Annotated in this window: 15 protein-coding genes and 1 pseudogene; 11 read left to right on the top strand and 5 right to left on the bottom strand. The window is 74.1% G+C overall.

The annotated features are described in order from the left end of the window. The first annotated feature begins 1 nt into the window (after position 1). On the top strand, positions 2-574 hold the full coding sequence (locus tag ACE1OC_RS11780) for a GNAT family N-acetyltransferase (protein ID WP_407836988.1): 573 nt from the start codon (positions 2-4) through the stop codon (positions 572-574). Positions 575-647: 73 nt separating this feature from the next. Beyond that, on the top strand, positions 648-2,357 hold the full coding sequence (locus ACE1OC_RS11775; protein ID WP_407836987.1) for a proline--tRNA ligase: 1,710 nt from the start codon (positions 648-650) through the stop codon (positions 2,355-2,357). A 252-nt stretch (positions 2,358-2,609) separates the two neighbouring features. Here ACE1OC_RS11775 and ACE1OC_RS11770 read toward each other — a convergent pair whose 3' ends face one another. The 4 genes from ACE1OC_RS11770 to ACE1OC_RS11755 are packed head-to-tail and all read right to left on the bottom strand — an operon-like array spanning position 2,610 to position 5,605. After that, positions 2,610-3,596 carry a slipin family protein gene (locus ACE1OC_RS11770; RefSeq protein ID WP_407836986.1) on the bottom strand — a complete coding sequence of 329 codons (987 nt, stop codon included), beginning with the start codon at positions 3,594-3,596 and terminating at the stop codon, positions 2,610-2,612. Positions 3,597-3,646: 50 nt separating this feature from the next. Continuing rightward, positions 3,647-4,549 (bottom strand): aminoglycoside phosphotransferase family protein, encoded by a 903-nt coding sequence (locus ACE1OC_RS11765; RefSeq protein ID WP_250749271.1) that lies wholly within the window; start codon positions 4,547-4,549, stop codon positions 3,647-3,649. A 52-nt stretch (positions 4,550-4,601) separates the two neighbouring features. Then, positions 4,602-5,057 carry a ferritin-like domain-containing protein gene (locus ACE1OC_RS11760; RefSeq protein ID WP_407836985.1) on the bottom strand — a complete coding sequence of 152 codons (456 nt, stop codon included), beginning with the start codon at positions 5,055-5,057 and terminating at the stop codon, positions 4,602-4,604. Beyond that, entirely contained in the window at positions 5,054-5,605 is a 552-nt protein-coding gene (locus tag ACE1OC_RS11755) for a hypothetical protein (RefSeq protein ID WP_407836984.1), read from the bottom strand. Before ACE1OC_RS11755 ends, ACE1OC_RS11760 begins: the two co-directional genes overlap by 4 nt. Positions 5,606-5,759: 154 nt before the next feature. On the opposite strand from ACE1OC_RS11755, the gene rimP reads away from it, so the two are divergent. The 9 genes and pseudogenes from rimP (at position 5,760) to ACE1OC_RS11710 (ending at position 18,054) form a co-directional block, all read left to right on the top strand. Beyond that, positions 5,760-6,257, top strand: a complete 498-nt coding sequence (rimP, locus tag ACE1OC_RS11750) for a ribosome maturation factor RimP (protein WP_243337559.1) — start codon at positions 5,760-5,762, stop codon at positions 6,255-6,257. 2 nt (positions 6,258-6,259) lie between these two features. Continuing rightward, the gene (gene nusA / locus ACE1OC_RS11745; protein ID WP_407836983.1) at positions 6,260-7,330 is read left to right on the top strand and encodes a transcription termination factor NusA; all 1,071 of its coding nucleotides are present in this window, start codon (positions 6,260-6,262) and stop codon (positions 7,328-7,330) included. A gap of 188 nt (positions 7,331-7,518) precedes the next feature. Continuing rightward, positions 7,519-7,806 (top strand): YlxR family protein, encoded by a 288-nt coding sequence (locus tag ACE1OC_RS11740; RefSeq protein ID WP_407836982.1) that lies wholly within the window; start codon positions 7,519-7,521, stop codon positions 7,804-7,806. Between the two features lie 151 nt (positions 7,807-7,957). Continuing rightward, positions 7,958-11,122 carry a translation initiation factor IF-2 gene (gene infB, locus ACE1OC_RS11735; RefSeq protein WP_250749258.1) on the top strand — a complete coding sequence of 1,055 codons (3,165 nt, stop codon included), beginning with the start codon at positions 7,958-7,960 and terminating at the stop codon, positions 11,120-11,122. Positions 11,123-11,285: 163 nt separating this feature from the next. Next, entirely contained in the window at positions 11,286-11,579 is a 294-nt protein-coding gene (locus ACE1OC_RS11730; protein ID WP_030161467.1) for a DUF503 domain-containing protein, read from the top strand. A gap of 27 nt (positions 11,580-11,606) precedes the next feature. After that, complete coding sequence (gene rbfA, locus ACE1OC_RS11725) at positions 11,607-12,080, top strand: 30S ribosome-binding factor RbfA (RefSeq protein ID WP_407836981.1); 474 nt, start codon at positions 11,607-11,609, stop codon at positions 12,078-12,080. Then, positions 12,080-12,988 carry a tRNA pseudouridine(55) synthase TruB gene (truB, locus tag ACE1OC_RS11720; protein WP_407836980.1) on the top strand — a complete coding sequence of 303 codons (909 nt, stop codon included), beginning with the start codon at positions 12,080-12,082 and terminating at the stop codon, positions 12,986-12,988. The genes rbfA and truB overlap by 1 nt, the downstream gene beginning before the upstream one ends. A gap of 289 nt (positions 12,989-13,277) precedes the next feature. Beyond that, positions 13,278-17,041, top strand: a pseudogene (locus ACE1OC_RS11715) (serine protease). A gap of 56 nt (positions 17,042-17,097) precedes the next feature. Continuing rightward, positions 17,098-18,054 (top strand): bifunctional riboflavin kinase/FAD synthetase, encoded by a 957-nt coding sequence (locus tag ACE1OC_RS11710; protein ID WP_407836979.1) that lies wholly within the window; start codon positions 17,098-17,100, stop codon positions 18,052-18,054. Between the two features lie 91 nt (positions 18,055-18,145). Here ACE1OC_RS11710 and ACE1OC_RS11705 read toward each other — a convergent pair whose 3' ends face one another. Continuing rightward, positions 18,146-20,824: an SCO5717 family growth-regulating ATPase gene (locus ACE1OC_RS11705; protein ID WP_407836978.1), complete on the bottom strand. Its 2,679-nt coding sequence runs from the start codon at positions 20,822-20,824 to the stop codon at positions 18,146-18,148. Positions 20,825-21,759: the final 935 nt, after the last annotated feature.

Below are 21,759 nucleotides of genomic sequence, written 5' to 3'. Positions count from 1 at the left end.
CATGACGCCAACCCCCGCGGGAGAAGACCCCGTCCGGCCCGCCGGACTGCGGATCGGGCCCCTCGACCTCGCCGCCCGGGTCGACGAGGCCCTGCGCGTCCAGGCCTTGGCCTTCGGGCTCAGCGAGGAGGAGGTCGGCATCCGGCGCTACATCGTCCAGCGCCACATGACCTGCCGCGGCGCCCGCGCGCTCGGCGCGTTCACCGAGGACGGGGGGCTCGCCGGGTTCGTCTACGGCATGCCCAACGACCGCACGCACTGGTGGTCCGGAGTCGTCGAACCCTATCTGCGGGCCGGCGGCCACGAGGAATGGCTCGACGGGTCCTTCGTGATCACCGAGCTCCACGTCCACCCCGGCTTCCAGGGCAAGGGCGTCGGCCGCGCCCTCATCACCCTGATCACCGACACCGCCGCCGAGGACCGCTCGATCCTCTCCGCGATCGACACCGACAGCCCCGCCCGCGGCCTCTACGGCTCCCTCGGCTACACGGACCTGGCCCGACAGGTCCTCTTCCCGAGCGCGAGCCTCCCGTACGCCGTCATGGGCGCCCCGCTACCGCTGCGCAGGCCCTGACCCCGTACGGCCCCGACCCCGGAGGTGCTCAATCCGTTTCCGCGCGCCCCGGAGCCCCCGATAGCCTCCCGTCATGTCAACGCAACATGTGCAGCGCATGTCCCGCCTCATGGCCAAGACCCTCCGCGAGGACCCCGCCGACGCGGAGACCCTCAGCCACCGCCTCCTCGTCCGGGCCGGCTACGTCCGGCGCAGCTCCGCCGGGGTGTGGAGCTGGCTGCCGCTCGGCAAGAAGGTCCTGGACAACGTCTCGCGCATCGTCCGCGAGGAGATGGACGGGATCGGGGCGCAGGAAGTGCTGCTCCCGGCGCTGCTGCCGAAGGAGCCGTACGAGGTCAGCGGCCGCTGGTCGGAGTACGGGGACCTGCTCTTCCGGCTCAAGGACCGCAAGGGCGCGGACTACCTGCTCGGCCCCACCCACGAGGAGATCTTCACCCTGGTGGTCAAGGACCAGTGCACGTCCTACAAGGACCTGCCGGTCATGCTCTACCAGATCCAGACCAAGTACCGGGACGAGGCGCGGCCCCGCTCGGGCGTCCTGCGCGGCCGCGAGTTCCAGATGAAGGACTCGTACTCCTTCGACGTCTCCGATGAGGGCCTGGCGGAGTCCTACCGGCTCCACCGCGAGGCCTACGTACGCATCTTCGAGCGGCTCGGCCTCGACCACCGGGTGGTGTCGGCGGTGTCGGGCGCGATGGGCGGCTCGGCGTCGGAGGAGTTCCTGGCACCGGCCCCGGCCGGCGAGGACACCTTCGCGGACTGCCCCTCCTGCGGCTACGCGGCCAACACGGAGGCGGTCACCTTCGCCCTGACCCCGGCCCCGGGGGAGCACGGCGCGCTGGAGGAGATCCCGACCCCCGACACCCCCACCATCGAGACCCTGGCGGCGCACCTGGGCGTGCCCGCGTCGGCGACCCTGAAGAACCTCCTGGTCAAGGTCGACGGCGAGATCACCGCCGTCGGCGTACCGGGCGACCGGGAGGTCGACCTCGGCAAGCTCGGGGAGCACCTGGCCCCGGCGGTCGTGGAGCTGGTGACGGCGGAGGACTTCGCCGACCGGCCCGACCTCGTACGGGGCTACGTGGGCCCGCAGGGCCTGGAAAAGGTCCGCTACCTCGCCGACCCGCGCGTCGCGCCGGGCACCTCCTGGGTGACGGGGGCCAACAAGCCCGACACGCACGCCCGGAACGTGGTCTGCGGGCGGGACTTCGAGGTGGACCAGTACCTGGACGTGGTCGTCGTCGAGGAGGGCGACCCCTGCCCCGCCTGCGGCGCCGGGCTGCGGCTGGACCGGGCCATCGAGATCGGGCACATCTTCCAGCTCGGCCGGAAGTACGCGGACGCCTTCGGGCTCGACGTCCTCGGGGCGCAGGGCAAGCCGGTCCGGGTCACGATGGGCTCCTACGGCATCGGCGTGTCCCGCGCGGTGGCCGCGCTGGCCGAGCAGACGGCCGACGAGCGGGGCCTGTGCTGGCCGGCGGCGGTGGCCCCGGCCGACGTGCACGTCGTGGCGGCGGGCAAGGCGGTGCCGCTCGCGCTCGCGGAGTCGGCGGCGGAGTCCCTGGCCGGGGCGGGTCTCCGGATCCTCCTGGACGACCGGCCGGGCCTGTCACCCGGGGTGAAGCTCACCGACGCGGAGCTGATCGGGGTCCCGTGGATCCTGGTCGCGGGCCGCCGCTCCGCGGACAACGTGGTGGAACTCCAGGACCGCCGCTCCGGCACCCGCGAGGAACTCCCCCTGGAGGAAGCCCTGTCCCGCCTGACCGCGACCGCGGGCGCGTAGCCCTGCGGGGCCGGTCCCCGACCCACCCTTCGCCCGTTCCCCGGGCTCCGCCCCGGACCCGGTCCTCAAACGCCGGACGGGCTGGAAAATCCAGCCTCGCCGGCGTTTGAGGCGCGGGGTCCGGGGCGGAGCCCCAGGGGGTCCGGGCGCAGCCCGGGGCCCGCTTTCAGCCCGTCCGGCGTTTGAGGACCGGGTCCGGGGCGGAGCCCGGGGAACGGGCGAAGGGCGGGTAGGGGACGCTCCGCGCAGCGCCTACCCGCGCACGTCCGGCTCCGCCGGCGGCGGGGATCCGTCGAGGCAGGGCTCCACAACCGCCCCGGGGCCGAGCCCCGCAGCGGTGTCCTCAGATGCCGCCACCGGGGCGGGGGCCGCGATGCCCGCAGACGGCGCCACCGGGGCGGGGGCCGCGATGGTCGGAGACGCCGCCGACGGGGCAGGGGCCGCAGCGGCGGGCGCCGCAGGGACTGGGGCCGCAGGGGCTGGGGCCGCGCGTTCCAGGAAGCGGAGGAGTTCCACCGGGAACGGGAGGACGAGGGTGGAGTTCTTCTCCGCCGCCACCGCCACGACCGTCTGGAGCAGCCGCAGCTGCAGCGCCGCGGGCTGCTCCGACATGACCTCCGCCGCCTCGGCCAGCTTCTTCGACGCCTGGAGCTCCGCATCCGCGTTGATGATCCGCGCCCGCCGCTCCCGGTCGGCCTCCGCCTGCCGGGCCATCGACCGCTTCATCGTCTCCGGGAGCGACACGTCCTTGATCTCCACCCGGTCGATCTGGACGCCCCAGCCCACCGCCGGACTGTCGATCATCAGCTCCAGGCCCTGGTTGAGCTGCTCCCGGTTGGAGAGCAGATCGTCCAGGTCCGACTTGCCGATGATCGACCGCAGCGAGGTCTGCGCCATCTGGGAGACGGCGAACCGGTAGTCCTCGACCTCGATGATCGCGTTGGCCGCGTCCACCACCTTGAAGTACACGACCGCGTCCACCCGCACCGTGACGTTGTCCCGCGTGATCCCCTCCTGCGCGGGCACCGGCATCGTCACGATCTGCATGTTGACCTTGCGCAGCCGGTCCACGACCGGGACCACGAAAGTGAAGCCGGGCCCGCGGACGCCGCCCCGCAGACGGCCCAGGCGGAAGACCACGCCCCGCTCGTACTGCTTCACCACGCGGGCGGCGGCGCCCAGGTAGGCCACGATCCCGACGCCCGCGACGGCGCCGGCTGTCAGCAGTTCCTCGACCATGACGGCCTCCTGCTCCTGCCGGGCGGCACTCTCCCCACAGGGCTTATGCCCTACAACCAGCCCGCGAACTCCAGCAGCAGCTCCGCGTCCCGCCGCCGCCCGGCGGCCAGCGCCCGGTTGCCCGATTCGACCGCCCGGAACAGCGTCCAGCCCCGCAGCCGGTCCCGGTCCACCTCCAGCGCGTCGGCCAGCTTGTTCACCCGGCGCCGGGCGCCCGCGGCCCCCGCCGAGGAGGCCATCTGGTCCTCCAGCCGGTCCCGTACCAGCCGGGCCAGGTCGTAGGCCCGCTCGCCGACCATCGGGTCCGGACCCACCGCCAGCCACGGAGCGCGCTCGCCGGCCAGGACCTTGCCCTGCCGGAAGTTGCCGTGCAGCAGCAGCTCCTCGGCCGGCGCCGCCGTCAGCTCCTCGCGGGCCGCCAGCGCCGCCGAGGCCAGCTCCGCCGCCTCCGGGGGAGCCTTGCGGAGCACCTCGGCCTGCTCGGAGGTCCGCTCGGCGACCGTCTCCCAGCCGTGCCCCGGCGCCGGGGCCACCCACAGCCTGCGCAGCGTGCCGCAGGCCTCCAGCAGCGCCTTCGCCTCCGGCAGCGACCGCAGCGAGACCTCGGGGTGCAGCCGCTCCAGCAGTAGCGCCCCGTCCTCCTCGTGATGGCGCGTGTCGAGGACCCGTACCGACCCGAAGCCGCCCCAGTGCGCCAGCGCGGCCAGCTCCCGGTCGGGCCGGAGCCCCGGCGGGGCCAGCTTCAGCGCGGCCGGGGTCCCGTCGGCGTACCGGACGAGGACGACCAGGCTGCTGCGGCCGCCGGGGGCCTGCACCCGCTGGGCCTGTACTCCGCGCCGGGCCAGCGCGGCCTCCGCCAGCCCGGGGAGCTGCCCCAGCCAGTCCGAGACGTGCGCCGATTCCGGCAGCTCGCCGAGCGCCCGTACGAGCCGCTGCGGCGGTTCGAAAGCCATGCGTGCGTGGTCCCTTTCAGCTGTGCCCGGGCTCGTCGCGCATGCTTGCGCGCTAGGTCGGCGGTGTGTCCGCGCGTTCCGTGAGCCCTGGGAAGGCTACGCCGCCACCACGCCACCGTGCCGCCCGCACGGCCGCGGCGCTCAGCGCGTCAGCCGCCTCGCGGCGCAACCGGCCCTCGGCGGCGCGCACCAGATCGGAGTACGCGCCCGCCACCCGGTCCTCGATCCCGGCGGCCAGCCGCTCGGCGTCGGCGGGCGTGCGCACGGTGAACGGCAGGGCGTACGCGGCCTCCGAGGGGCGGGGGGAACCGCCCAGCTCACGCACGGTGCGGGCGAGCGCGTCGCGGCGCGCGAGGTGCCCGCCGTGCGCCTCGCGGGCCTCGGCGGAGCGGGCGGCCGCGGCCCGGGCCCCGATCACGCCGTAGCCGTACGCGGCCGCGTGCTCGGCGGCGAGCGCGGCCTGCGCGGCCTCCAGGACCTGTCCGGCGGGGGAGGGGGTGGGCGTCACGAGGAGGCTCCCGGGGTCGAGGTCAGCAGGTACGCGTGCACGTGGCCGCACGCCGCCACCGAGGCGAGCATCCTGGCCAGCTCCCCGGGGGCCTCGGCCAGGGAGATCGTCCGGGCCTCGGCAAGGCTCCGCTCGGCGTCCGCGAGCGCGGTCAGCGCGTCGGCGGGCGCGGCGGGCACCGGCGCGGCTCCCGGAGCGGGGGGAGCGGCGGCCGCGCCGCCGGACGGGACGGGAGAGGCGGCGGAGGCGGAACGGGACGGCGAGGATGCCGGGGACCCCTCGGCGAGGCCCGCCGCGTGCGCCGCGACCGAGGCGCGCAGCGGTGCGAGGCGCTGCGCGAGGGCCGGATGGGCCGCGCTCGTCGCGTCGTAACGTTCCAGCAGCCGCTCGCTCTCACGAACGGCCGTCTCGCGCATCCGCCGTTCGAGTGGAACCTCGGGGTCCGCGGCGGGCGGCCCGTCGTCGGAGCAACCGCTGAGCAGCGCGGCTCCGGCGATGCCCGCGGCACCGGCGAGCAGGCCTCTTCGCGACGGCAGGATCGGGGGCACGCATACATCCTAGGGGTGAAGGCGGGCAGGGTGTGATCACGGTACCCGGGGCCCCCGCCGCAGCGCGGACGGCAACACCCTCCGCGACCGGATACCCTTTGACCTGACGCACGACGGAAATCACAACAGCACACGCGGCCGAGGAGTCACCCGGATGAGCACCACCCAGAGCGACAGGCTGCGCGCATTGCTGGAGCCGCTCGTCGCCGCCAAGGGCCTGGACCTCGAGGAGATCGAGACGTCCAAGGCGGGCAAGCGCCGGATGCTGCGCATCATCGTGGACTCCGACGACGGCGTGGAGCTGGACGCGTGCGCCGAGCTGAGCCGCGAGGTCTCGGACCTGCTGGACGAGACCGACGCGATGGGTGAGGACGAGTACGTCCTCGAAGTGAGCTCGCCGGGCGCGGACCGCCCGCTGACCGAGCACCGTCACTACATCCGGGCGATCGGCCGGCTCGTGAAGTTCCAGACGTCGGACGGCGGGGAAGTGATCGCCCGCATCCTCGACGTCGACGACGAGGGCATGGACCTCGAGGTCCCGGGCGTGAAGGGCCGCAAGGCGACCGCCCGCCGCATCGTTTTCACCGACATCGCCAAGGCGCGTGTCGAGATCGAGTTCAACCGCAAGGACAAGAAGGAAGAGGAGGCGTAGTCGTGGACATCGACATGAGTGCCCTACGGGGTCTGGTCCGGGAGAAGGAGATTTCCTTCGACCTGCTCGTCGAAGCGATCGAGTCGGCCCTCCTCATCGCGTACCACCGCACCGAGGGAAGCTTCCGGCGCGCACGCGTCGTGCTCGACCGCACCAACGGTCACGTGATCGTGTGGGCGACCGAGGACCCGAGGGACCTGGAAGAGGGCCAGGAGGCCAAGGAGTTCGACGACACCCCGTCGGACTTCGGCCGCATCGCCGCGACGACCGCCAAGCAGGTGATCCTCCAGCGTCTGCGCGACGCCGAGGACGACCTGACCTTCGGCGAGTTCCTGGGCCGCGAGGGTGATGTCATCACCGGCGTGGTGCAGCAGGGCAAGGACCCGAAGAACGTCCTCGTCGACATCGGCAAGATGGAGGCCATGCTGCCGGTGCAGGAGCAGGTCCCGGGCGAGGAGTACACGCACGGACTGCGCCTGAAGTCGTACGTCGTGCGGGTGGCGAAGGGTGTCCGCGGTCCGTCCGTGACCCTGTCGCGCACCCACCCGAACCTGGTGAAGAAGCTGTTCGCGCTGGAGGTCCCGGAGATCGCCGACGGCAGCGTCGAGATCTGCGCGATCGCCCGTGAGGCCGGTCACCGCACCAAGATCGCCGTCCGCGCCAACCGCTCCGGCCTCAACCCGAAGGGCGCCTGCATCGGCCCGATGGGCAGCCGCGTGCGCAACGTGATGGCCGAACTGCACGGCGAGAAGATCGACATCGTCGACTGGTCGGACGACCCGGCGGAGATGGTCGCCAACGCCCTGTCACCCGCCCGGGTGAGCAAGGTCGAGGTCGTGGACTGGGACACCCGGTCCGCGCGGGTGACCGTTCCCGACTACCAGCTGTCGCTGGCCATCGGCAAGGAGGGCCAGAACGCCCGCCTCGCCGCCCGCCTGACCGGCTGGCGCATCGACATCCGTCCCGACACCGAGCAGCCCTCGGACGGGGACGACCGCGACCGCGACGAGCGCCGCGACGACCGGGGCGACGACCGCCGGGACGACCGGCGCGACGACCGCCGCGGGGAATAAAACCGCTACCGCCCGGAGCTGTTCGGGCGGTACACAAGAACAGCAGGGGCGACAAGAGCCCTGCTCGACGTGCACGGCCGTCCGCCGCCGAGGTTTCGGCGGCCGGACCCGGCACTAGTGATCACGACAACATCCGTTCGATTTTTCGCCCGAAGGGGTGAGGTCGGTGCGGGGAGGTAGACTTAAGCGTGTCTGGCCGGACGCAAGCCCGCGCATGCCCCGAACGCACCTGTGTGGGGTGTCGGGAGCGAGCGGCCAAGAGCGATCTGCTGCGCATCGTGGCGGTCGGTGACAAATGTGTCTCCGATCCTCGCGGTACGCTGCCCGGCCGGGGTGCCTACGTGCACCCCGCCGTGGTCTGCCTCGACCAGGCTGTCCGCCGCAGGGCGTTCTCCCGGGCCTTCAAGTCCGCAGGACCGTTCGACACGGCGGAACTGCACAAAGCCGTGGCCGATGAGGCCGAGGCGACACCGTAAGCACGTAGTACGGCACGGATCACCGTGCGGTCAGGTACCTCGCGAGTTGGAAGTAGGTCGAGATTGCGATGAGCACCCCTCGATGAGTACGCGATGAGTACGAGCATGAAGTAGACACGGTCCGGCGTAACCCGGACCTAAAAGGAGCGAAGTGGCTAAGGTCCGGGTATACGAACTCGCCAAGGAGTTCGGAGTTGAGAGCAAGGTCGTCATGGCCAAGCTCCAGGAACTCGGTGAGTTCGTCCGTTCGGCGTCCTCGACGATCGAGGCGCCGGTCGTACGCAAGTTGACCGATGCTTTGCAGGGCCCCGGCGGCAACGCCGGCAAGTCCGCTGCGAAGCCGGGTGAGCCCCGCAAGGCCGCCCCCGCCAAGCCCGGGGTTCCCACCCCGGGTGCTGTTGCACGTCCCGCTGCCCCGAAGCCCGGCGCCCCGGCCCCCAAGCCGGTCGTTGCCGAGGCCCCGGCCGTCAGCGCCCCCGCCCCGGTGACCCCGACCGCCGCCCCCGGTGGTCCGCGTCCCGGTCCCAAGGCTCCGGCCGCCCCGAAGCCCGCTCCGGCGGCTCCCGTGGCGACCGAGTTCTCGGCGCCTCCGGCGGCTCCGGCCGCCGCGGCTCCGGCGCGCACCGACCGTCCCGCCGGTCCCGGCGCGACCCCCGGTCCGCGTCCGGCGCAGCAGCGCCCCGAGCGTCCGGCGGCCCAGGGCGGCCAGTCCGGCGCCCGTCCCGGCGCCCCGCGTCCGGCCGGTGCCGCTCCGGCGCGCACCGAGCGTCCCGCCGGTCCCGGTGCCTCGGCCCCGCGTCCGCAGGGCGCCCGTCCGGCCGGTCCCCGTCCGGGCAACAACCCCTTCACCTCTGGTGGCTCCACCGGCATGGCGCGCCCGCAGGCGCCCCGTCCGGCCGGCGCTCCCCGTCCCGGCGCCCCCGGCGCCGGTGACCGCCAGGGTGGCGCTCCCCGTCCGCAGGGCGGCCCCGGCGGCGCTCCGCGTCCCCAGGGTGCCGGTGCCGGTCGTCCGACCCCGGGCGGCATGCCGCGTCCGCAGGGCGGCGCCCCGCGTCCCGGTGGTGCTCCCGGTGGTAACCGTCCCAACCCGGGCATGATGCCGCAGCGTCCCGCTGCCGGTGGTCCCGGTCCCCGTCCCGGTGGCGGCCCCGGTGGCCGTGGTCCCGGTGCGGGCGGTCCCCGTCCCGGCGGCGCCGGTGGCGCGGGTCGTCCCGCGGGCGGCGGCTTCGCCGGTCGTCCGGCCGGTCCGGGCTCGCGTCCCGGCGGCGGTGGCGGCTTCGGCGGTCCCCGTCCCGGTGGCGGCGGCTTCGGCGGCGGTCCGGCCGGTGCCGGTGGCGGCGGTCGTCCCGGCTTCGGCGGTCGTCCCGGTGGTCCCGGTGCCCGTGGTGGCACGCAGGGTGCCTTCGGTCGTCCCGGTGGTCCCGCGCGTCGTGGTCGCAAGTCCAAGCGCCAGCGTCGCCAGGAGTACGAGGCCATGCAGGCCCCGTCGGTCGGCGGCGTCATGCTGCCGCGTGGTCACGGCGAGACCGTTCGCCTGTCGCGCGGTGCGTCCCTCACCGACTTCGCGGAGAAGATCAACGCCAACCCGGCGTCGCTCGTCGCCGTGATGATGAACCTCGGCGAGATGGTCACTGCCACGCAGTCCGTCTCCGACGAGACCCTCGAAATGCTGGCCGGCGAGATGAACTACGTCGTTCAGATCGTCAGCCCGGAGGAAGAGGACCGCGAGCTCCTCGAGGGCTTCGACATCGAGTTCGGCGAGGACGAGGGCGGCGAGGAATTCCTCATGCCGCGTCCGCCGGTCGTGACCGTCATGGGTCACGTCGACCACGGTAAGACCCGACTGCTCGACGCCATCCGCAAGACGAACGTCGTTGCGGGCGAGGCCGGTGGCATCACGCAGCACATCGGTGCGTACCAGGTCACCACCCAGGTCAACGACGAAGACCGCAAGATCACCTTCATCGACACCCCGGGTCACGAGGCGTTCACCGCCATGCGTGCCCGTGGTGCGAAGTCGACCGACATCGCGATCCTCGTGGTCGCGGCCAACGACGGCGTCATGCCGCAGACGATCGAGGCGCTCAACCACGCCCAGGCCGCCGGCGTCCCGATCGTCGTCGCGGTCAACAAGATCGACGTCGAGGGTGCCGACCCGGTCAAGGTGCGCGGTCAGCTCACCGAGTTCGGTCTGGTCGCCGAGGAGTACGGCGGCGACACGATGTTCGTCGACATCTCCGCCAAGCAGGGTCTGCACATCGACTCCCTGCTCGAGGCCGTCGTCCTCACCGCCGACGCCTCGCTCGACCTGCGCGCCAACCCGGAGCAGGACGCTCAGGGTATTGCGATCGAGTCCCACCTCGACCGCGGCCGCGGTGCCGTTGCCACCGTCCTCGTCCAGCGCGGTACCCTCCGCGTCGGCGACACGATGGTCGTGGGCGACGCCTACGGCCGTGTGCGCGCCATGCTCGACGACAAGGGCAACAACGTCGAGGAAGCGGGTCCCGCGACCCCCGTCCTGGTCCTGGGTCTCACCAACGTCCCCGGCGCCGGCGACAACTTCCTCGTCGTCGACGAGGACCGCACCGCCCGTCAGATCGCCGAGAAGCGTGCTGCGCGTGAGCGCAACGCCAACTTCGCCAAGCGCGTCCGCCGGGTGTCCCTGGAAGACCTCGACTCGGTCCTCAAGGCCGGTCTGGTCCAGGAACTCAACCTCATCATCAAGGGCGACGCGTCCGGTGCGGTCGAGGCTCTCGAGTCCTCGCTGCTCCAGCTCGACGTCGGCGAAGAGGTCGACATCCGCATCCTGCACCGCGGTGTGGGTGCGGTCACCGAGTCCGACATCAACCTGGCGATGGGCTCCGACGCCATCGTCATCGGCTACAACGTCCGTGCGGCCGGCCGTGCCGCGCAGATGGCGGAGCGCGAGGGTGTCGACGTTCGCTACTACTCGGTGATCTACCAGGCCATCGAGGAGATCGAGGCGGCTCTCAAGGGTCTCCTCAAGCCGGAGTACGAAGAGGTCGAGCTCGGTACTGCGGAGGTCCGCGAGGTCTTCCGCTCGTCCAAGCTGGGCAACATCGCCGGTGTCCTCATCCGGTCCGGCGAGGTCAAGCGCAACACCAAGGCGCGGCTCCTGCGCGATGGCAAGGTCATCGCCGAGAGCCTCACCATCTCCGGTCTGCGCCGCTTCAAGGACGACGTCACCGAGATCCGCGAAGGCTTCGAGGGTGGTATCAACCTCGGTAACTTCAACGACATCAAGATCGACGACGTCATCGCGACGTACGAGATGCGCGAGAAGCCCCGCGCGTAAGCGCGAGGCGGTTCGCACCGTGTCGTAGGTAGCTGTAACACCGGGGCCGGTCGGCGGAATATCCGTCGATCGGCCCCGGCCGTTGCGTGTACGGTTCTGATGACCCTGCCGCGCGACGGCCGGCAGGCCACCGAACCCGCACCGGCGGGATATCCGGACCTGCATGTACGTGGGGACTCTGTCCTTCGATCTGCTCCTCGGCGACGTTCACTCGCTGAAGGAGAAACGCTCCGTCGTCCGGCCCATCGTGGCCGAGCTCCAGCGCAAGTTCTCTGTGAGCGCGGCCGAAGTGGGCGACCAGGACCTGCACCGCAGGGCCCGTATAGGGGTCGCTCTGGTGAGTGGGGACACGGGGTTCCTCTCGGATGTACTGGACCGCTGCGAGCGGCTGGTCGCGGCACGTCCGGAAGTGGAGCTGCTGTCGGTACGACGGCGGCTCCACGGTGATGAAGACTGACCGCAAGACGAAGAAGGAGACGGACCAGTGGCCGACAATGCGCGGGCGAAGAAGCTGGCGGACCTCATCCGGGAGGTGGTGGCCGAGAAGCTGCAGCGCGGCGTCAAGGACCCCCGCCTCGGTACGCACGTGACCATCACGGACACCAGGGTCACCGGCGACCTGCGGGAGGCCACGGTCTTCTACACGGTCTACGGTGACGACGAGGCGCGGGTCAGTGCGGCAGCGGGTCTGGAGAGCGCCAAGGGCGTTCTGCGCTCCGCGGTCGGCCGGGCGGCGCAGACCAAGTTCACGCCGACCCTGACGTTCGTGGCGGACGCCCTTCCGGAGACCGCCAAGAGCATCGAGGACCTCCTGGAGAAGGCGCGGACCTCCGACGCCCAGGTGCGCGAGGTCTCCTCGGGCGCGAAGTACGCCGGCGACGCCGACCCGTACAAGAAGCCGGACGAGGACGACGCCGACGCCGACGACGCCGACGAAGACGGGGACGCATCCGCGTAATGAGCACCAACGCAGGGAAGACGCCGGACGGCCTGGTCATCGTCGACAAGCCGTCCGGTTTCACTTCGCACGACGTGGTCGCCAAGATGCGCGGGATCGCCAAGACCCGCCGCGTCGGCCACGCCGGCACGCTCGACCCGATGGCGACGGGCGTGCTGGTCCTGGGCGTCGAGAAGGCCACCAAGCTCCTCGGCCACCTCGCGCTCACGGAGAAGGAGTACCTCGGCACCATCCGGCTGGGCCAGAACACCCTGACGGACGACGCCGAGGGCGAGATCATCTCGTCCACGGACGCCTCCGGGGTCACCCGGGAGGGCGTGGACGCGGGCATCGCCAAGCTGTCCGGCGAGATCATGCAGGTCCCGTCCAAGGTCAGCGCCATCAAGATCAAGGGCGTGCGCTCCTACAAGCGCGCACGCGACGGCGAGGACTTCGAGATCCCGGCCCGCCCGGTGACCGTGTCCTCGTTCCAGGTGTACGACATGCGGGATGCGGAGGCCGAGGACGGCACCAAGGTCGTCGACCTCGTCGTCTCCGTGGTCTGCTCCAGCGGTACGTACATCCGCGCGCTCGCGCGGGACCTGGGCGCCGACCTCGGCGTCGGCGGGCACCTCACGGCGCTGCGGCGCACGCGGGTGGGCCCGTACAAGATCGACCGGGCGCGCACGCTCGACCAGCTCCAGGAGGAGCTGACCGTCATGCCGATCGGCGACGCGGCGGCTGCCGCGTTCCCGCGCTGGGAGCTCGACGCCCGGCGGGCGTCGCTGCTGGCGAACGGCGTGCGGATCGACATGCCGGACGAGTACGAGCCCGGCAAGGCGGTCGCGGTCTACGGGCCGGACGGGCAGCTGCTCGGGCTCGTCGAGAGCAAGAACGGCAAGGCGAAGTCGCTCGCCGTCTTCGCCTGACGGGTCCTGCGCCCCGCGCGGTCCCCGATGCAGTTCCCCGGCCGGCCTTCGGGCCGGCCGGTTCTGTTTGACGTGGAGCGGTGAGCGCACACGGACTGCTGCTCACCGCTCCACGACCCCCCTCGGGTAGGTCTCTATCCACCCGGAGCCCCTTATTCACCCGTCCGAGCAGGCGCTCGGAGTGAATGGAGGGAGCGTAAGGGGGCGCTTTCGCCTCGCGTGCTGTTCCCGCTGATCTTCACCTGCCTACCGTCGTGGCTACGGGGCACGCGCGGCGGGGAGTGGTGCGGTGACGGCGGAACTGATCAGGATCTGCGATCTCGCCGGGAGGCCGCGGGGGAGCGGGTTCGTCGCGGACGACCGGGGGACGGTGCTCACCAGCCACGAGGCCGTCGACGGACTGGCCCGGGTGGTCCTGCACGGGCCGTCGCCGGGGGAGCGGACCTGGGTGGCGGGGGCCTCGGACGTGACCGCCCTGCCGGAGCTGGGGCTGGCGCTCGTACGGAGCGACGGGCTCGGGGTACGGCCGCTGCCGGTCGCTCCGCGGGGGGTGATCGCTCCCGGGACGTACGTACGGCTGTCCGCGCGGGGCTGGCGTCAGGCGCGGGTGCTCGGCGGGGCCGAGGCCACCTACGCGGCGGCCTCCACGGTGACGGCGGGGACGGGGACGACGGCGGCGACGGCGGCGGACCGGCTCCACCGGCTCCCGGCCGCGCTGGAGCTGGCCATCGGGACCGACGGCCGCGACGCGCTGCGGCTCGGCGGCGAAGCCTGCGGGGGCCCGGTGCTGGACGCGGGAACCGGAGCGGTGCTCGCGGTCCTGTGCACCGCTCTGCGGGCGGAGCACCGCTCCGGCGGCTTCGCGGTGCCCCTCACGGCCGCGGCCGCCGCCGATCCGGGCGGACCGCTTGCCGCGCTGCTGGAACGCAACGCCGCCACCGTGCCGGGCCACGGCACCGATCTGAACCTCGCCGGAGCCCTGCAGCTCACCGGGACCACCCTGGGCGCGGCCCTCGCCGCCGGTGGACCGGAGCCGGTGGACCGCCCGGAGATCGCGGCCGAACTGGACGCCTTCACCGCCGGGGACCGCTTCACCACCGGGGACCGCCCGGTCCTCGCGCTGGTCGGGCGCCCCGGCACCGGCCGCACGACCGCCCTCGCCGCCCTCGCGGTCCGCCGCGCCCGCGGCCCGCGCCCGGCACCGACCCTCTGGCTGCGCGGCGCCGACCTGCAGGCCGGGGACGCCTCCCTGGCCGACGCGGTGACCCGGGCGCTCGTGGAGGCGGGGCGGATCCTGGAGCTGCCGGTCGCCGCTCCGGGCCCGGACCCGGCGTCGGCACTGGCCGCGCTCGTGGCTTCGGCAGGGCGGGCCTGCTAGTCGTCCTGGACGGGCCGGAGGAGATGCCGCCGCGGCTCGCGGCGCTGGCCGGGCCGTGGACCGCGGCCACCGCCGCCTGGCTGGACGCGACCGGAGCCCGGCTCGTCGTGGCCGCGCGCCCCGAGTACTGGGAATCGGCCGGGCGGCTCTACCCGTCGCGGATGCTCCGGACCCCGGCCCGGTCGGCCCGCCGGCTGCCGCCCGCCGTCCCGGTCGGCGACCTCACCCCCGAGGAGGCGGCGCTCGCCGGGGCCCGGCTGGGGATCCCGGCCGACGCCGTCGCGGGAGCCGACGCCCGGCACCCGCTGACCCTGCGGCTGCTCGCGGAGGTCCGCGCGGCCGGGGTCACCGCCGGCCGTCCGTCCCGTGACGAGGTGTTCGCCGCACACCTGGACCTGCTGTGCCTGCGCGTGGCCGTCCGGGTGTCCGCCGCGCTGCCGCAGCCCCGTAGACCCGGCGTCGGCGGGGCCGCGGACCCGGTCGGCGCCGACGGGCCCGACACGGCCGGGGTGTACGGGCCAGGGGTGGGCCGGCTGGCCGCGCGGGTGGCCGGGCGGGTGCACGAAGCCGCCCGGCGGTGTCTGGGGCCGGGCCGGGGCCAGGTGGACCGGGCCTCCTTCGAGGAACTGTTCCCCTGGCGGTCGGGGTGGGCCTCCGCCGTGCTCACCGAGGGGCTGCTGGTGCCCGCCGGAGAGGGGTACCGCTTCGCCCACGAGGAGCTCGCCGACTGGGTGCAGGCCGCGCACCTGGATCTCCCCGCCGCCCTGGACACCCTGGGCCGGGACGTTCCCCGCCACCGCATCGGTCCCGTACTGGAGGCCCTGGGCCTGCTTCCGCCCGGGGAGCGGGCGGCGGCACTGGAGCGGCTCGTGGCCCTGCTCGACGCAGCGCCCGGCCCCGAGGCGCGGTGGTGGGCCGCCCGCCTCGTCGGCGAAACCCTGCTCCGCGTCCCGGACGCGACGCCGTACCTTCCGGTCCTGTACGCCCTCACCACCCACCTGACCGGGTCCGCGCCGGGCGGGACGCACGAAGCCGGCCCGACGCAGGTGCCCGCGACGTCGGGGGACCTGACACCGGCGGACCTGACACCGGCGGATCCGACACCGGCCGGTTCCGCGGCGTACGCGGGCGCCCTGGGGACCCCGGGCCCGACGGCCACCACCCCGTGGGCGGGACCCGGTACCACCGGGCACCCGCGGATCCCCGCCCAAGGTGGAGCTCCGGGGCACCTCCGCCCCGGGGCCGCTGCCGGGGATGCCGCCCGCGTCGGCGGGACGGGGACCGGCGGGACCACCGCATCCGGCGGCCCGCCCGGGCCCGGTCAGGGCCGGGAGGACGAGGGGGAGTTCGGGGCGTGGTTCTGGACCCGGCTGCGTCTCGCCGAGGAGGACCGCTTCGAGCTGCTGCGGCGGATGCTGCCCCACGACCACCGCCTCCTCGATGCCGCCGCCCGGCGGCTGGTCCGCGCGCCGCGCCTCGTGCAGCCGTTGCTCTGCGGCTGGCTCCGCGACGAGCGGCGGCTGCTCGGGCGGCCCGGGGCCACCGTCGCCACCGCCGCGCAGGCCTTGCTGCACACCCATCGCCACCTCGCCGTCGACGACCTCGCCGAGGCGCTGGTCACCGCCGCGCACCCCCGCGCCGACGAGCTGCTCTCCGTACTCGCCGAGGACGAGCCCTCCGCCCTCAGCCGTGCCGTGGACCGCTGGGCCCACGACGAGCGGCCCGGCCGCCGGGTCGCGGCCGCCGCGTACGGGCCGCTCACCGCCCCGCACGTACGGACCCCCGCCGACCGTGAGCTGCTGCGCTACGCCGCGCAGGCCCTCCTCGCCCGCCCCGGCGACGCCTCCCTGCACGGCAGCGCCCTCGGGATCCTGCTCCGCGATCCCCAGGTACGGGCCCGCTACCTCCCCGACGCCCTCGCCTGCTTCCGCGACCCCGGGCGCGGCCTGCGGCTGCCCGCAGCAGCGCTGGTCGCCGCGCTCCCCGTGCTGCCCGACCCGGACGCGGTGTTCGCCGTCCTGCGGGAGCGGGCCGACGGCGAGGTGGTGCGCGCGCTGGCCGTGCTGACCACCCCGGGCCTGGCGCGGCGCGCGGCCGACCTCGTACGGGACCACCTGGCGCTCCACCCGCAGGACGCCGCGCACGCCGCCGAGTTCGTGGACCGGCGGCTCGAACAGGGTCTGGCCGCCGCCCCCGTGCTCCGCCCGCTCGTACGGGAGCTGCTGGGCTCCGGTCCGCCCCCGGTACGGGCCGCGCTGGCCGGCGTACTGGCCGCCCCGGGCACGGAGTCCTCGTACACCCTGCGCGGCGAGCTCGCCGAGGCGCTGCTCCGCGAGGAGCTCGACCCGTCGGTGCTCGACGCCTTCCTCGGCGCACTGGCCGCGGGGGCGGCCACGGGCGCGCCCGACCGTACCCGGGACCTGCTGCGGCGCACCGGCCGGCAACTGCTGCGGGCACCGGGCGGGCCGGCGGTCTTCGAGCGGCGCACGGTCGAGCTGGCGCGGGCCGAACCGGCCTTCGGCGCACTCGTGGCCCGCTGGCTGGAGCGGGCGCCGCAGGAGGCGGCGGCGCTGTTGGGGCCGAGCGCACGCCGGACCGTCGAGACCCTCGCTCACGGTGCGTCCCCGCGGGACGACGCCGATGATGGGCAGCGGCCACCGGCATGGCAGTCTTAGACCTGCAATCGGCAACCAGGACAGGGCCTACAGGGTTCGGGCGAGGAGCGGTCACAGTGCAGCGCTGGCGTGGCTTGGAGGACATCCCCCAGGACTGGGGGCGCGGTGTCGTCACCATCGGCTCCTACGACGGCGTCCACCGGGGTCATCAGCTGATCATCGGACGGGCCGTCGCCAAGGCCCGCGAGCTCGGCGTCCCCTCCGTCGTCGTCACCTTCAGCCCGCACCCGAGCGAGGTCGTCCGCCCCGGCAGCCACCCGCCGATCCTGGCCCCGTACGACCGGCGCGCCGAGCTGATGGCCGGGCTGGGCGTGGACGCGCTGCTGATCCTGCCCTTCACGGCGGAGTTCTCGCAGCTGTCCCCGGCCGACTTCATCGTGAAGGTGCTCGTCGACAAGCTGCACGCGGTGGCGGTGATCGAGGGACCGAACTTCCGCTTCGGCCACAAGGCCGCCGGCAACGTCGAGTTCCTGCGGCGGCTCGGCGCCACCTACGACTACGAGGTCGAGGTCGTGGACCTGGTCGAGCGCGGCGAGGCGGGCGGCGGCGTGCCGTTCTCCTCCACGCTGGCGCGCAAGCTCGTGGCGCAGGGCGACATGGACGGTGCGGCCGAGATCCTGGGCCGCCCGCACCGGGTCGAAGGCGTCGTGGTGCGCGGTGCGCAGCGCGGGCGCGAGCTCGGCTACCCGACGGCGAACGTGGAGACGCAGCCGCACACCGCGATCCCGGCCGACGGGGTGTACGCGGGCTGGCTGACGGCGGACGGCGAGCGGATGCCGGCGGCGATCTCGGTCGGCACGAACGTGCAGTTCGACGCGACCGAGCGGACCGTGGAGGCGTACGCGATCGACCGGGTCGGGCTGGACCTGTACGGCATGCACGTGGCCGTGGACTTCCTCGCCTACGTGCGCGGGATGGCGAAGTTCGAGTCGCTGGACGGGCTGCTGGAGGCCATCGCCGACGACGTGAAGCGCGCGCGGGTCCTGACGGACTCGTACGACGCGGAGCGCTGACGCGCCGACGAGCGGCTGAACGACGGGCGAGGGCCCGTACCGTCCCGGGGATTCCGGGGCGGTACGGGCCCTCGTGCGTGTCCCGGCTGCGTCAGCCCAGCCGCGGGTCGCGCGGGGGCCCGCCGGGCTGGGGCTGACCGGGCTGCTGGGGCCAGGGCTGGCCGGAGGTGGGGTAGGGCTGCTGCCCGTACGTGGGCTGCGGCTGCTGGTGCTGGTGCTGGTGAGGATGCGGCGGCGGCTGCTGCTGCGGGTGGGGCTGCTGGGGCGGCTGGGGCTGGCCCCAGTGGTTCGGGGGCGCTTGCTGCTGGGCGCGGATGAAGTCCTCGGCGACCAGGGCGGAGAGGTTGAAGTAGGCCTCGCGCGTCTTGGGCCGGAGCATGTCGAGGTCGACCTCGGCGCCGGCCGCGAGGTGGTCGTCGAACGGGACGACGACGACGCCGCGGCAGCGGGTCTCGAAGTGCCGCACGATGTCCTCGACCTTGATCATCTTGGCGGTCTCGCGGACCCCGGAGATCACCGTGAGGGAGCGCGAGACGAGGTCGGCGTACCCGTGCGCGGAGAGCCAGTCGAGGGTGGTGCTGGCGCTGCTCGCGCCGTCCACCGACGGGGTCGAGATGATGATCAGCTGATCGGCCAGGTCCAGGACCCCGCGCATGGCGGAGTAGAGGAGACCGGTGCCCGAGTCGGTGAGGATGATCGGGTACTGGCGCCCGAGGGTCTCGATGACCCGCCGGTAGTCCTCGTCGTTGAAGGCCGTGGAGACGGCCGGATCCACGTCGTTGGCGATGATCTCCAGCCCGGAGGGGGCCTGGGAGGTGAACCGGCGGATGTCCATGTACGAGTTCAGGTACGGGATCGCCTGGACCAGGTCCCGGATCGTGGCCCCGGTCTCGCGGCGCACGCGACGGCCGAGGGTGCCGGCGTCGGGGTTCGCGTCGATGGCCAGGATCTTGTCCTGGCGCTCCGTGGCGAGGGTCGCGCCGAGGGCGGTGGTGGTCGTGGTCTTGCCGACGCCGCCCTTGAGGCTGATGACGGCGATGCGGTAGCAGGACATGACCGGCGTGCGGATCAGCTCCAGCTTGCGGCGCCGCTCCGCTTCGGCCGCCTTGCCGCCGAAGCGGAACAGGCCGCCGCCTCCGGAGGCGTTGTTGCCGCTCTTGGCCTTCTGCTTGCCGCGGAGCAGGCGGTCGGAGGACAGCTCGACGGCCGCGGTGTACCCGAGGGGGGCTCCGCCGGAGGGCTGGGGGGCGCCGTAGCGGGGATCGTGCCCGTGCGGGCCCTGCGGCCCGGGGGGGCCTTGCTGCCACTGGCCGCCGAGGGGGTCGGCGTACTGCTGGGGCTGTTGCGGCTGTTGCGGCTGCTGGGGCTGGGGCTGGTGGGGCTGCGCGGGCGGGAATCCGTACCCGGCATCGGGCGTCTGGGGCCGAGGCCGGGCCTGGGCCGGCGGCGGGATGTCGTACCCGGCTTGAGGATCGGGGGACCCCTGAGCCCTCGGGGGCGAGGTCAATTCCGAAGGCCACCGCGGGAGTTCGGTGCCGGACGCCGGGTCGGCTCCGGCGGATCCCTCGAACGTGTCCGCCGCGCGCGGCGCCGGAATGACCGTCCCCTCGGGGGGAGTGGGCGTCCGCACGACGGCGGGCGGCGCGGGGTTCTCGTACGGCGGCTGGGCGGCGTGCGGAGCCGGTGCGTCCGGCCGGGATGCGTACGGGTCCCCATCGGGCAGACCCCCGCCCGACTGCGCCTCCGCTGCGAACGGCTCGCCCGGCGAGGCCTGCTCGCCCGCCGGACCGGCGGCACCCCCGGAACCCGGACCGACCGGGGCCTGCGGGCCCCACACCTGGTCGGCGGGCGCGGCGGACTGCGGAGCGGGCCCGTCCGAGGCCGGTGCGTGCGAGGCCGGTGCGTGCGAGGGGACCGGCGCACCCGGGTACGGCGGCAGCTCGCTGTCCGGGCTCGGGGCGTGGGCCGGCGCGACCGGCGGCAGGGTGGTGTCCGGGGTCGGTGCGGAAGTCTCCGGAGCCGCCGAGTCCCGGGCCGGCTCGTAGGCCGGGGCGGCGCTGTCGGGAGCCGACGGCCTCGACGGCAGTTCGGCACCCGCGTCCGCCGGGCGCCACGGCAATCCGGTGCCGGGGGCCGGTGTCTGGGGCGAGGCGGGGCCGTCCGGAGCGGACGGGTGCGCCGGTCGGGCGGCGTCGGGTGCGGGACTGTCCGGGGCGGACGGGTAGGGCGGTCGGGCGGCGTCGGGTGCGGGACCGTCCGGGGCGGACGGGTACGACGGCCCGGCGGCGTCCGGGGCGGACGGGTACGACGGCAGTCCGGTGCCCGGGGCAGGCGGGTAGGGCGGAACAGCAGTGCCCGGGACCGAGGGGTACGGCGGGGCGGAAGTGCCGGCGGCCGGAGCGTACGGTGCGGCCGCGGAGTCCGCGGTCAGGGCCGTGGGTGCGTCGGGGGTGCCCGGGTACGGCACGGCCGAGACAGGCGCCTGTGCGTTCGGCGCCGCGTGCGGAGCCGGAGCCGGAGCCGCAGCCGGCGGAGCGATGCGCATCGTCGGAGGGGTCTCCAGGTCCGACGGCGGCCGATGGGGCTCGAAGCCGCTGCCCTCGGGCAGGCCCGGGATCGCGGCGGCGGCCGGAGCCGCGCCCTGCGTGTACCAGGCCGGCGGGGTGTAGTCGATGGTGAACTCGCCCGTCAGCTCGGGCTCCGCGTCGGACTGATCGTCCGTCGGGACGTCCCACGTCCCGCCGCGCCTCTCGTTCCGATCGCCGCTCACTGGTCCTCCTGGTATGTCGAACACTGGTTTGGCGTCCCACCGCGCCACGCCGCCGCCCAGCCTAATCGGGTCCCGCAGCCGGTATCCGCCCCCGCCTGCCCGTACCCGAGGCCGACCGCGGGCTGCGAGCCGCCCCCATCCTGCCCGTACGGCCGCATCCCCGGCCAATCCCATCCCCCTCCGGCCGGGCACACCACGACGACCGCGCCCTCGGGCCCGGTGCACCGCCATGGCCGCGCCCTCCGGCCCGGTGCACCGCCACGGCTGCGCCCTCGGGCCCGGTGCACCGCGACGACCGCGCCCTCGGGCCCGGTGCACCGCGACGACCGCGCCCTCGGGCCCGGCGGACCGCGACGACCGCGCCCTCGGGCCCGGTGCACCGCGACGGCTGCGCCCTCGGGCTCGGTGCACCGCGACGGCTGCGCCCTCGGGCCCGGCGGACCGCGACGACCGCGCCCTCCGGCCCGGTGCACCGCCATGGCACCCCGCTCCCGGCCTGCCCGTCGCGCCCTGCCGCTGGAGGAGCACGGCCGTTGCGTGCCGGCCCTTACCCGGCCGCCGCTCGCGTGTCGGTCCCCAGCTCACCTGTTCCCGCCCTGTGGGTCCCCAACCCGTCCGCACTTCCCGGCGCGCCCTTGAGACCTTGCCCGCCCCAGCGCCACGGGCCTCCGGCCTGCCCGTCCCGGCGCAGCCGGTTCGGGTCCCGCCGGTGCGGGTGCCTACCCGCTCTTGGCTCGCCCACCCCGGGCCAGTTCGGGTGCCTACCTGCTCTTGGCTCGTCCGCCCTGGGCCAGTTCGGCTCGGCCAGCAGGTTCCTGGTCTGCCTATGCCAGCGCTGCCTGGTCCGGGCCTGCCGATCCCGGCGCTGCCAGTGCGGGGCTTGCCTCGCCTTGGCCCGTCGCTCTCGGGGCTTGTTCGGTTCGGCCTGTCGTTCT

This window comes from Streptomyces stoeckheimensis, from assembly GCF_045822005.1.
Lineage (GTDB): Bacteria > Actinomycetota > Actinomycetes > Streptomycetales > Streptomycetaceae > Streptomyces > Streptomyces stoeckheimensis.
Note: the sequence above shows the minus strand (reverse complement) of the source record. Positions and strands in the feature narration are given on the sequence as shown.

Coding starts and splice junctions, on each gene's coding strand:
- ACE1OC_RS11775 (WP_407836987.1), top strand. CDS start 648: ATGTCAACGCAACATGTGCAGCGCATGTCCCGCCTCATGGCCAAGACC.
- ACE1OC_RS11730 (WP_030161467.1), top strand. CDS start 11,286: ATGTACGTGGGGACTCTGTCCTTCGATCTGCTCCTCGGCGACGTTCAC.
- rimP (WP_243337559.1), top strand. CDS start 5,760: ATGAGCACCACCCAGAGCGACAGGCTGCGCGCATTGCTGGAGCCGCTC.
- truB (WP_407836980.1), top strand. CDS start 12,080: ATGAGCACCAACGCAGGGAAGACGCCGGACGGCCTGGTCATCGTCGAC.
- ACE1OC_RS11780 (WP_407836988.1), top strand. CDS start 2: ATGACGCCAACCCCCGCGGGAGAAGACCCCGTCCGGCCCGCCGGACTG.
- ACE1OC_RS11765 (WP_250749271.1), bottom strand. CDS start 4,549: ATGGCTTTCGAACCGCCGCAGCGGCTCGTACGGGCGCTCGGCGAGCTG.
- ACE1OC_RS11770 (WP_407836986.1), bottom strand. CDS start 3,596: ATGGTCGAGGAACTGCTGACAGCCGGCGCCGTCGCGGGCGTCGGGATC.